Annotated in this window: 13 protein-coding genes and 1 pseudogene; 13 read left to right on the top strand and 1 reads right to left on the bottom strand. The window is 43.4% G+C overall.

Translation table 11 applies throughout. From position 1 onward, the window contains the following. Positions 1 to 177 precede the first annotated feature (177 nt). Genes C8R34_RS15300 through C8R34_RS15290 form a run of 4 tightly spaced genes read left to right on the top strand, consistent with a single transcriptional unit; the run spans position 178 to position 1544 of the window. Positions 178 to 411 (top strand): DUF2191 domain-containing protein, encoded by a 234-nt coding sequence (locus tag C8R34_RS15300; RefSeq protein WP_110342051.1) that lies wholly within the window; start codon positions 178 to 180, stop codon positions 409 to 411. Positions 412 to 419: 8 nt separating this feature from the next. Further along, positions 420 to 581, top strand: a complete 162-nt coding sequence (locus tag C8R34_RS16720; protein ID WP_207896495.1) for a hypothetical protein — start codon at positions 420 to 422, stop codon at positions 579 to 581. Position 582: 1 nt separating this feature from the next. Then, complete coding sequence (locus C8R34_RS16715) at positions 583 to 849, top strand: PIN domain-containing protein (RefSeq protein ID WP_207896494.1); 267 nt, start codon at positions 583 to 585, stop codon at positions 847 to 849. Further along, positions 849 to 1544, top strand: coding sequence for a transposase (locus C8R34_RS15290; protein ID WP_110342049.1), 696 nt, complete (start codon positions 849 to 851; stop codon positions 1542 to 1544). Before C8R34_RS16715 ends, C8R34_RS15290 begins: the two co-directional genes overlap by 1 nt. 138 nt (positions 1545 to 1682) lie before the next feature. Here the strand turns inward: C8R34_RS15290 and C8R34_RS15285 are convergent, their stop codons facing one another. Continuing rightward, positions 1683 to 2234: a hypothetical protein gene (locus tag C8R34_RS15285; RefSeq protein ID WP_110342047.1), complete on the bottom strand. Its 552-nt coding sequence runs from the start codon at positions 2232 to 2234 to the stop codon at positions 1683 to 1685. Positions 2235 to 3030: 796 nt separating this feature from the next. Here C8R34_RS15285 and C8R34_RS15280 point away from each other — a divergent pair. The 9 genes and pseudogenes from C8R34_RS15280 (at position 3031) to C8R34_RS15240 (ending at position 11487) form a co-directional block, all read left to right on the top strand. Then, complete coding sequence (locus tag C8R34_RS15280; RefSeq protein ID WP_110342045.1) at positions 3031 to 3759, top strand: peptidoglycan-binding protein; 729 nt, start codon at positions 3031 to 3033, stop codon at positions 3757 to 3759. A gap of 142 nt (positions 3760 to 3901) precedes the next feature. After that, on the top strand, positions 3902 to 4138 hold the full coding sequence (locus C8R34_RS15275) for a hypothetical protein (RefSeq protein WP_110342042.1): 237 nt from the start codon (positions 3902 to 3904) through the stop codon (positions 4136 to 4138). A 339-nt stretch (positions 4139 to 4477) separates the two neighbouring features. Then, positions 4478 to 5167 carry a hypothetical protein gene (locus C8R34_RS15270; protein WP_132467146.1) on the top strand — a complete coding sequence of 230 codons (690 nt, stop codon included), beginning with the start codon at positions 4478 to 4480 and terminating at the stop codon, positions 5165 to 5167. A gap of 89 nt (positions 5168 to 5256) precedes the next feature. Continuing rightward, positions 5257 to 6360 (top strand): hypothetical protein, encoded by a 1104-nt coding sequence (locus C8R34_RS15265; RefSeq protein ID WP_110342038.1) that lies wholly within the window; start codon positions 5257 to 5259, stop codon positions 6358 to 6360. Between the two features lie 2 nt (positions 6361 to 6362). Further along, positions 6363 to 7625 carry a TIGR02270 family protein gene (locus tag C8R34_RS15260; RefSeq protein ID WP_207896493.1) on the top strand — a complete coding sequence of 421 codons (1263 nt, stop codon included), beginning with the start codon at positions 6363 to 6365 and terminating at the stop codon, positions 7623 to 7625. A gap of 153 nt (positions 7626 to 7778) precedes the next feature. Beyond that, positions 7779 to 7988: pseudogene (locus C8R34_RS17460) on the top strand (IS21 family transposase); the annotation flags it as partial. Continuing rightward, positions 7981 to 8802, top strand: coding sequence for an IS21-like element helper ATPase IstB (gene istB, locus C8R34_RS15250; RefSeq protein WP_110342036.1), 822 nt, complete (start codon positions 7981 to 7983; stop codon positions 8800 to 8802). The pseudogene C8R34_RS17460 and the gene istB, both read left to right, overlap by 8 nt. A 342-nt stretch (positions 8803 to 9144) precedes the next feature. Further along, complete coding sequence (locus tag C8R34_RS15245) at positions 9145 to 9591, top strand: OmpA family protein (protein WP_110342034.1); 447 nt, start codon at positions 9145 to 9147, stop codon at positions 9589 to 9591. 198 nt (positions 9592 to 9789) lie between these two features. After that, the gene (locus C8R34_RS15240; RefSeq protein ID WP_110342032.1) at positions 9790 to 11487 is read left to right on the top strand and encodes a hypothetical protein; all 1698 of its coding nucleotides are present in this window, start codon (positions 9790 to 9792) and stop codon (positions 11485 to 11487) included. The last annotated feature ends 162 nt before the right edge of the window (positions 11488 to 11649 follow it).

Raw genomic sequence — 11649 nt, 5'->3', positions numbered from 1 at the left:
GCCTATCATCCTGCCAGCCATGTTTATATGGTTTTCAGTGGCTTGGGGCTATATTTCTCAAAAAAATGGGCTTAAGACTTAAGTAAGTGACATTCAGGCCAGACCCTATTCTAATACATCATATTTATGCATGATGCCACCAGTTCATAGTACGATTTTATCTTTTGGGATTGAATCATGCGAACGACCATTAATATTGATGAACAATTATTAGCGTATGCCAAACTCTATGCGATTCAGCAGGGATGCACGTTAAAACAAGTTATTGAAGACGCACTGCGAGAGTCTTTTTCTCGTCATCATTTAAAACAGGATTCGGTGAGGTTGGACACAGCTTCCGGTGCTGGCTTGAAACCAGGTGTTGATTTGGATAATAGCCGCAGTTTGAGCGATATTATGAATGGTCGCTGATGTTTCTAATGGATGTGAATGTCTTGGTCTATGCGCATCGGGAAGATACGTCTGAACATTCAGCATATCGCAAATGGTTGGAATCTATTATCAATGATACTGTTCCTTATGGTTATTCGGAGTTGGTGTTGAGTGGGTTTTTGCGGGTTGTCACGCATCCGAATTTTTGAGATGTCTTCTGCATTGTCCAGCGCGGTTCGTTTCGCTAACCAGGTCAGAGAACCGCAGAATGCTGTTTGCCTTGCGCCTGGGCCGATGCACTGGAAGATATTCTTGGGGTGTATTGAGCAAATTGATGCAAAAGGAAATGATATTGCCGATGCTTATCATGCGGCTTTGGCGATGGAATGGAATTGTGACTGGGTGACGACAGATAAGGGTTTTAAGCGATTTAAAGGTTTAAAAGTACGCCATCCGCTCGCTTTATTGGATTCCTGATGCCAAGAAAAAAGCGCTTTTATCAACCTGGGGTACCGGTACATGTGTTCCAACGCGGACATAATAAAGAACCAGTGTTTTTTGATGACCAGGATTACTTGGCTTATCTACGTTTCCTGAAAGCCGCAGCCGATGATCTGGAGTGTTTGATTCATGCGTATGTGCTGATGACCAATCATGTGCATTTATTGGTGACACCCAAGACTGAAAACGATATTAGCGTATTATTCCAAAAGATTGGGCGCCATTTTGTGCCATATATGAATAAAACCTATCGGCGCAGAGGAAGTTTGTGGGAAGGGCGGCATAAGGGGCATATTTTAGAATCTGAAGCTTATTTCTTGATTTGCATGCGATATATCGAAATGAATCCGGTGCGTGCCGCAATGGTTGAGCATCCTGGGCAGTATCGATGGTCCAGTTATGCGGCGAATGCTCATGGGAATGATAATGCTATTCTTCAGTCACATGCATTGTATCTGGCATTGGGGGAATCTCCTGAGGCGCGTCAAGCTGCCTATCGTGCTGGATTTGATATTGAAACCCGCCCAGAGGAAATCGAATTAATCCGCGCCTGCTTGCATTCTGGCACCCCGCTGGGTAATGACCATTTCAAGAAAAAGATCGAGTCTGCTATCGGAAATCGGGTTGGTTACAGTAAGCGCGGCAGGCCAACAGCGCGTGGATTGATTTAGCAAAAAGCGCTCAAAGGGAAATAAGAATGGGGATTGAGCAAATTGCCTAATTCGTTTCTCAGCAATATCTACAAGATGGACTATGTCGTGGGGTACTTCGAAGGGTCACCTTCCATTCGAGTGGAAACGAGGGATACGTCAAAGGCTCATCACCTGTGACGAAAACACTTTTTCAAAAAGTTGCTCACGGGGCCGACTACTTTTAATGTAAAGACCTGGGATGTATAGCTGACGAATCTTTAAGTGTTGTGTAGGGATCCAGACAGTACCTTTATCCGCTCCTCCCCGTGCCCCTTGCGCTGCTTTTCCTTCACCTGCATACGCTTTCATAGGCGCTGCCAGCAATGCCTTTATTTTCAGATCGACTCGTGTCCACGCATAGGGCAGTGCCAGCATCAGGCGAGCAGCATCACGAATGGAATAACCATTTTGATGAGCAAAGGTTTCAATCTTTTTATAGTTCTCGTAGTCCAGCCACCATCCACCTCCCAACTGCGCTTCTCGGGGTGAATTGCTCGAGGCAAATCGATAATAGTAGTTGCCGGTGGGAAGATGGATTGGTTGTGGATTTTGAATTCCTCCAGTTCCTATTGCTTGACCATCATTAAACCATGTTTCGGTTTGGAACCCTTGTGCGATCACTCGCCAATGGGGTTCCAAAAAGCAATCCTTATTTAACGGTTCTGTCATTGCTTTACTCCTTCTTTTCTGTTGAAAATGTAGTCAACTAAAGCCCACCATTGAGTGGAGGGTGCAAAAAGGGATTTGCACATGAACAAAATTTAAAATGATGCATAGCTCTGAAACTTCAAATGGAGTATTCCAATCATTATTAAATTTAACAGTTATTTTAGCTTAAAAAGAATTTTTTAAAGGTCTGTCAATTTCGACTAGGATATTAATATTTATGAGAGAGGGGGTATGTGAGAAATTACACATTAACTGGAAATTTATTACATTATGATACTCATTTATCCTGCTGAAAAAAAGAGCATTATTAAATATTTTCTTAAGTCTGCGATACGATTTAACTGATCGAGAAATTCTTGAGTAGCAGGTTGGTATCGATTGATCTTGAGTTGTATTTTTCCAATATTCGCCATAGGCGATCGCATTCTATTGAAATAGGTCGCATTGATGTGAAAATACTTCAATCTTTTTGTATTCCTTTCTATCGAAGATGAATGTATTGCAATGGTTGAGTTGATAATTCGAGTTAGCAACTCATGGCGGTAGTTGGAGTTGCGTCTTGCACTCCGGCAATTCTATTCAAAAATCAGAAATTATCCGGTTGTTACAGCATGTTCTGTGTGAAAAATCACAGAAAGTTTCGCATACGTGGTTGTATATTGTCACAGTTCATTCAAGATTCTGACTAAGGAATTTAGGAGTATCAAGTAACTAATAACTTGAATATTTCATTTTGAAGACAAAGCACAGCTTTCTGTCAGCTTCCCTTCAATCCTTTGACTTAAAGGAAATTACTATGGCTACAACGCTTCGCATCGGTTCTCGAGGATTTGATGTTGTCGTATTGCAGGTTCAATTGAACGTCAAGAATCCTGCCAGTTTGAAACTGCAAGTGGATGGTTCTTTAGGTCCGAACACTCAGGCTGTCGTAATCTCATTTCAGCGCCAAATGGGACTAACTCCCGATGGCATCGTCGGTCCATTGACGCACGCGGCCTTAGCGAAGGGGCTGACACTGAGCACAGCACATCACAGCGTCACGCATATCGCACAGCCAACTGCTTCGACTTGCTGGGCAGCCAGCACAGCCATGATGACGCATTCCACAGTGGCGGCAGTCCGTGCAAAAACGCCAACCGACATGATTGCTTCCGATGGTGGGCTACGAAATAGCTCGGGCAGCGATCAAGCCGTTGTTACTGGTACACGCTATGGCAATATCCACAACCTACGGTGTCATGCGCCAATGAGCTGGTCTGTCTCCGCTTTATACACGGCTCTACGTCAAAGCCCTTTGATGTTTGACATGCTGTGGAATAGTGCTGAGTATGCACAGGGTAGCGGCTCGCCCGGGCATATGATCGTTGTTTCGTCTATGGTGAGTGACAACAATCCGACGGGAAACGGAACTTATTTACTGGTTCTCGACCCGTGGCCACCCAACGTTGGGAAGATTGCATGGGTGGAGTATCAGCGTTGGATCAATGAAGTACCGACACGCACTTACCGCGTCTTTAATCGCTGAGATGGATTGACTCAGTCGTGCTTCGTAGACAGAAACCGCTTATTAATCAGCTGCACCGAAGCATATGACATATATAGAATAGAGCTTACTCAGAAAGTATGCACATTCGTTAGCGATACGATTTTTTCTTTTGAGTTTGACTATGCGAACAACTATTGTTATTGATGGTCGGTTATGGGTGTACGCTAAGCAGCAGGCTGCGCAGCAAGGTTGCACGCTGAAACAGGTCATTGAGAATGCACTGCGCGAATTTCTTTCACCCAATATTTACAACAGGTTTAGTCTATGCGCACCGAGAGGATACGCCGAAGCGTTTGGCATATCGTCAGTGGCTGGACAGTTATTAATAATGCTGAGTCTTACGGACATTCAGAGTTAGGATCGAGTAGTTTTTTGCGAGTGGTCACACATCCAAGAATGTTTGACGACGTACAGGCGGGGTATTTGGGTTTGGTATGTTGATCGTTTGTTTGAAACGGTGCGCAAAACTCATCGAAGTAGGCCGTTTTATCGAAATGCCTGGGTAGTAGTGCCAAATCGTATGTACTGTATTTCCAATAACAATCATATCGTTGTAATAAAAATGTTGTGAATTTCGGCACATTTGTCACGAATTTTTTATGCTATATTGATTGTTTCAAGTGGAAATGTGGAATCATGCGCAATGATGATGGTGGTTAAATTTGTGTGATTTCAGTGGAATCGATGGGAAGTTTATGTGATGAAGTTTTGTTTTTCAATCAATATGTTGCGCAGAGTATTTGTAGGTATTGGCGCGACGATAATTACGTTCATTTTTTTTGCTTGCTCAGATGATCATTTGCAAGCTATTCAGCCTGATTCCGAGAAAAAAAAGAACATTGCTGAATCTATGACTTGTATAAAGACGGGTCCGCTTGCTTGTAATGTTCCACCAATCAGCAGCTTAATTAAAGACGGGTGCGCACAGCTTCGGAGCTGCATAGAAGGGCGTGAAATTGGTGGGGAAACCATTTTGGGGATTGAAGCATGTGATGAGCCAGTGGTGGCACCCAGTGGATATGATTTTGGCAGACTCGCGGTGATGGCTGCTGATCTTGTAATAGATGGCCCGCCTTCTCATGGCGCTTTTTTGTTTGCACACACTGCCGATGGATGGTGCGCGATCGATCAGTTACTGGCATCAACCTGGAAGCACGGTGGTTATTGTAGGGTAAGTATTCACTTTGAGCAGGGAGGTTCGGCTGATGTGATTACTACCATCACTTCCGAGCGTATTTGTCACACGCCGCTTGATCAGAGTGAGATCGCAGCAGAAGAATCCGATATTGCAACAATTGAATGCACCCACGTGCGTTATCGTAATAGTGCTGGTGGCAATGAAAAACTTTCAGAAACGCGCATTGATGGAGCTTGCGAGGATAAGTGAGATTTCTTGTAAAATTAGAAAAATAGTTTAACGCAAAAGGTGATCCAAGGTCATGGTGAAATTAAGACGGTTAAAGGGAGCTGTTTGATATGGGTGCTGGCAAAATTCCTGGAATTTATGGGTACTGGAAAAACAGATATGGATGCGTATTTAACCACGGACCAACTGATCTTTCTAATAATTTGTTTGATGATTTTCTGCACTATACACCTGGACCGATGGGTACGGTAAATGATTTGGGCGCAATTGTGGCTCGATCAGAAGCTGTTAATCCGAATTCTGCAGAAGAAGAACTTAAGCGCTTGATTAGAGTTTATGGCGCAATCAAGAATAGTTCCGGTAAAAAAAGCTATTCTTATTGGAGCAAAGGTAAGCGACAGTATCGGGTGTCAGATTATATGACTGATCGGAATAGCTATTTTGGCTCAGAAGCAACGTATCGTGAATTTCTGCTTGCTGCAACCTCTGAACTTGATGCTGATAATGAGAAGCTGCGCAAATATATCGAGCCGAATCCCGCAACGCGTAATAACCATGCCGACTGGAAAGAAGCACAGAATGTTTTTTACGCATGGGTGCGCAAGGCTTATCTGAAAAAGCTTGGTGATAACACCGATATCCCGAAACTGATTAAAAGCCAAATGTCTGAGAAGTTGAAAACAGCGCTTGATAAAGTAAAAGTTGATTATGGTAAAGACTTTAAATATGGTGGTTTTAATCCGCGTCCAATGAAGCTCGAAGGGTATCGGTTTGGTACGATCAGCGAACACGGTATCGGAACAGCAGTCGACGTGGAATCAGCGAAGAATGCGCAGATCAAAATAGACGTTTGGAAAGCTATCCAGAGTTTTACAGGAAAATCACTTTCACATGCGACTGCGCAATCGAAGTGGAAGACGGCGCCTAAAGAGCTCTATGAAAGTTTTAAAGCGATTAACGATGAATTCGTTTCTCGATTGGGTAAAGCGGTTAAGAATGCAGAAGCTTCGGACGCGAAAAAGGATCCTTTGAGTACTGCGATTGAAAGTGATGAGTCCTTGAAACTGATTGATAAAGCGAATAAAGGCTTCATTAAACAGTGGCAGAAAGGGTTTTTTGATTTGCCGTGGGAACTCGTTAAGGAATTTCATGAAGAAGGATTCCTTTGGGGGGCGACTTTTGAGCACCCTGATTTGCATCATTTCGAATTATGATTATGCAAATTGCTACTGCAAAACCTATACCTCACATTATCCAACAACACGCCGAAGAATCAGCAATCTTGCACAATATCAGATTGCTGCAAGTTGTTTCGCCACATATAAAGCTGCATCATCTTCGTCGCATTGATGATCGTATTGCAGCGCACCTCGATGGTCTGGCGGTAGCCGGGGAGTATGGTTCAAAAATTTGTGAAGCTGCATTGGAGAGTGCGGGTATCGGGGAAGTGTTCGTAGCTACGATTCGCGCGATTGAAGAAAAAGATGAGCAATGGCTGGACAGATTGTTTGCTCTGGCGGCTGCCGTGCCAGAAGTGCAACCCGGATTGATTTCCGCTTTTGGTTGGATTTCAGCTCAACATCTCCAGGGCATCGGTGCCAGCTTGCTTGCATCATCGGACCCATTTAAACAGCAAGTGGGTCTTGCTGCTTGTGTTTCGCACCGAGTGGATGCAGGTGTGGTGCTTACTTCGTTAATTAATCATCAACAACCTCAGCAGTTGCGGGCACGTGCTCTGCGTGCAGCAGGTGAATTGGGGCGGCGGGATCTGCGTTTTGCTTGTGAACAATCATTAACGGATAAAGATGTGACATGCCGCTTCTGGGCTGCTTGGTCAGCGACCTTGTTGGGAAATCGAACCAGTGCAGTTGAGGTGCTTAAAGCCTATTCATTGACGATTAATTCGCTCCAGGAACACGCGTTACAGCTTGTGTTAAAGGTATTGGCGCTGACAGATATTCACGCTTTATTAAAGACATTGGCACAGAATGCTTCTAATATGCGCTGTTTGATTCGGGGCGCAGGGATTGCCGGTGATCCTTATTACGTACCATGGCTGATTAAGCAAATGGATGAGCCAAAGTTTTCTCGATTGGGTGGTGAATCGTTTAGTTTTATCACCGGCCTTGATTTAGCTTATCTTGATCTTGAACGCGATGCGCCTGAAGGGATTGAACTGGGACCTAATGATGATCCAGAAAGCAATAACGTGCAGATGGACGAAGATGATAACTTGCCCTGGCCAGATCCCACTAAAATTCAAGCATGGTGGGATGCCAATAAGAGTAGCTTCGCCAATGGTGAACGCTATTTCATGGGCAAACTTATTTCTCGCGACCATAGTATGCAAATACTCAAGGAAGGATTTCAGCGGCAACGTATCGCTGCAAATCAACACTTGTGTTTACTTGAGTCAGGCACCCAATTGTTTCCAGTCAGTGCGCCAGCATGGCGTCAACAGCGATGGTTGAATACTTGATTTATAGATTGGTCCTCTACAAAATTCAATAGTTCAGTCTGGATGATTTTTAACATTTTGATTGTGCGATATAAATTAATTTTTATGAACAGGAATTCTTTGGCCAATTATGAATAAAAAATAACCCTTAACTGGAGAATACAGGTTGAACAGGCGATCAAACAAGCAATAGATCTGGGTGTAGTCGGTTTTGATGCTATCAAACATCTGGTCCTATGTTCGACGACGACCTGCCAAACTAGACCTGGCGCTTTACCCGTATCTACCGAATGCCAGTGTAAATCCACCGAACCACGAGCGTACTTAAGCTTACTGCAAATGCCCAAAGCAAACCAGCAGCCTATGGAGGCGCGTTATGACTGATACGTCTATTCCCACTACGATTGCGCCACAAGTCTTGCTGGTCAATCACTTCAAGACCCTGAAGTTGCCGACCTTTGCACGTGAATATGAGAAGGTAGGAAACGAGTGCGCGCGCGATGATGTTGATTATGCGCGTTATTTGTTACGACTGTGCGAGTTGGAAAGTATTGATCGGGAGCGACGCAACACCGAACGACGCATACGTCTGGCGAAATTTCCAGTGACTAAAAGTTTGGATACCTTCGACTTTGCTGCAATTCCTGGATTGAACAAACCGCTGGTGCTTGAGTTGATGCGCGGCGAGTGGATCGACAAACGCGAGAACATCATTGCGCTGGGGCCTTCAGGTGTTGGCAAGACTCATGTGGCTTTGGCCTTAGGGTTGGCTGCCTGCCAGAAAGGAATGAGTGTCTCCTTCACCACGGCTGCAGCCTTGGTGCATGAGTTAATGGAAGCCCGTGATGAGAAGCGACTGCGTACCTTGCAAAAGCAATTGACTAACGTCAAATTGCTGATCATCGACGAGCTCGGTTATGTACCATTTACTGCTGTTGGTGCAGAGCTCTTGTTCGAGGTGTTTAGTCGGCGATATGAACATGCCGCCACTCTGGTCACGTCGAATTTACCGTTTGATGAATGGACGAGTGTACTGGGATCAGAACGACTAACCGTTGCATTACTGGATCGCTTGACCCATCATGCTCATATTCTGGAAATGAATGGGGAGTCGTATCGCCTGACCGCAAGCAAAAAACGGCAAAAGCAGACAGTACAAACCAAATCTATAGAAAAGGAGGATGCCAGACCAATATAAAAGATTTTAGGAGAAACACTGCGCTTTGACTGAAATCCAAGAAATAAAAAATCAGATGCGCAAAACCAAGAGGTTAAATCCCTCTTCTTATTAATCTAACTGGTACACTTTTCGCGCGCTATTTGGTACCTTTTTACTCCGTCGTTGACAAGTTCCTGGTGTGCAGTGTACTAATCAGCGTTTCCTTAGTTGATCAGGTTTAAATTAGCTGATAGTTTATCGTAGCGCTGCCAATGATCGATACAAAATCGACAACAGTTCAGCGTTTGTTTGAGTAAAGCTATCCATATCGGCAATTTGCGCTTCTGCTTCTATCAGCTAGCCGTGGATAGGAGAGATACTATGACGACTACTATTGTATTTATGACTGTGCTGATGCTTTGCGGGATAGTTAAAATGCTAAGCGCGGGAGAAATAAAAGTCTGGGATGAAAATGAAATAACTGAAACAGATGTAGTGGATGCATTCGCTCCTGATGAAAAAATTAGAACCTGGTCTTTTAAATACATTGAGCACACAAACACCGATTCGAATCCATTAGGCCTCGAACCTGTTAGCCTACCAGTAAGAATTACTTTTGAAATTAATTCTGCAAACCTGTCCTCGAATGCTAAGGGAGCATTAGATAAGATTGGGAATGCCTTGAAAACAGATAGATTGCTTGAATATAATTTTATAATTGAAGGGCATGCTGATCGAAGTGGAACTTTTCAGTTAAATCAAAGTTTATCGCAAGCTCGCGCAAATAGTGTTTTACGTTATCTAATAATTCAACATGGTATTAATTAAAATAGATTGAAATCAGTAGGGAAGGGATATAGTGAGTTATTAAATGAGAAGAATCCACGCGCACTCGAATATAGGCGTGTTACGTTTGTGAGGCAGAATCCTCAATTTAATCAGTAATTCCAATATTTAGAAATTCCAATCGATTCGATATATTTTTTCCTTAAATTTTCAATTCAATTCACAAAGGAAATCCTAGTTATGGCTAACCCTCAACAGAAAGACAATATAATTGCATTGGTAGTAGCAACTTTCAATGCTGCCCCTGGTTCACAATATCTTCAAGACTTCATTATTGCAATTGATGCTGGAATGTCTTTTCAAGCGCTGGCGAATTTCTTTGTTACAACTGATGAGTTTAGGAATGGTATTCTGAAGGGTGTCGTAACGAATGAAGAAATTGCAAAAAAGCTGTTGAATAATTTTGGTCTGACGGCAAGTAATACTGATTCTAATAGTCCAGATTTCCAAGCAGAGGCTTTTTTCAATGCTCGTCTTAATCAAGGGGCGAGTATAAGTGATATCATCATTGAGGCTGGACTTTATCTTTTGGGTACCCCGGCTGAAGAATTTAAAGCCCTAGCTAATCTGTTCCAAAATAAAATAACAGTTGCTAAAGTTTATTCTAATGAGAATTCTGCCAACGATCTAAGTGAACTTCAGGGCATACTTATAGGTGTAACCCCGGCATTTCCTAAGACAGAAGCTGAGGCTAAAGCATTTCTGGACAGCACAGGTAACGAGCCTGGTAAAACTTACACGCTTACTCCCAATGCCGATCAGATAAAAGGTACTTCTGGGAATGATATCATAAATGGCGGGGCTGGTAGCTTCAATCCTAGCGATTCCATTGATGGCGGTGGAGGACGTAATGATACGCTAAATATCACACTGGCTGACATACAGGCTATCAGCAGTGCTGTCTCAGTGGAGAACATTGAAACACTCGGTGTTACCTTGGGTAGTCCGTTAGCTGCGGATACAATCATAGACGCTGAGTTATTCGGAGTCAGAAATGTCATTATTTATGATGTTTTTGCTGGTGCTGGCGCAGGCAAAGATACGCTGAGCTTAACCAATCTGCCGAATAATGCCACTGTAGCCTTCTCAGCTTCTTCGGCTACTGCAGGTACGATTGCGATAGAAGTCAAGGATGGCCCTGCTAAAGCTGCAACTCTGACCTTTGGTCAAGAGGTTAATTTCGCAACTTTACCTATGATGATCAATTCGGAAGGTCTTGAAACTATTAATTTGGCGACATCTACCATTGCTGGCAATCCTGCAGTCGTTACTTCACTGGGTGGATTGAACGATGCTCAACTAACTACATTAAATGTGACCGGTTCTGACGGTATCAAGGTGACACAACTGTTTGGTTCTAACATTGATACGATTAATGCATCTGGTGTTGTGAAAGATGCTAACGGTAACGTGGGTGGCGTAACTTTCGATCTGAGCGATAATATTGTAGCTGTTAACTTTAGGGGCGGGCAAGGGGATGATACTTATACTGGCAGTGGCTCTGGAGATATTATTGCGGGTGGTTTAGGCACAGACATTATCATGCTGGGTGGACTTTCAGCCAGAGACATTCTACGCTACAATGATAAAACAGAATCGAATGGCACTACCGTTAAGGACTTAGTCAGCAATTTTGATGTGACTGCTGATATTCTACAATTTTCCCCCAACATGCAAAATGGTACTACCTCTTACATTCAAGGGAATGTTTTCGAGAATAACGGTTCGACTCAATTGCGCTTTGACGAAGCAACACAAACGCTGGAGATTGACTTAGATGGAAATGGTGTGGATGACATGGGTATTACACTGATCGGCACTGATACAGTCCCGGTAACAGCCACATCTTTGAGTATTAACAACTTTAGTTTTTCTTAATTGTATCCCGTCAGCGCAAATTGGACAAAATAGCGTGATTGCCTAAGAGAGTGTTTTAGTTCATCGTTGTACGTCGTCAAAGCAATGTGGACTAATGGGTGGCTGAATTAAGAGACGCATTAGCTCATCAGATTTGAGTTTGTTGCTTGTTTAGCATAAAAC

The organism is Nitrosomonas sp. Nm84 (genome assembly GCF_003201565.1).
In the GTDB taxonomy this organism is placed as follows: Bacteria; Pseudomonadota; Gammaproteobacteria; order Burkholderiales; family Nitrosomonadaceae; genus Nitrosomonas.
The sequence above is the reverse complement of the archived record's forward strand: the minus strand, read 5'-3'. Positions and strand labels throughout refer to the sequence as shown.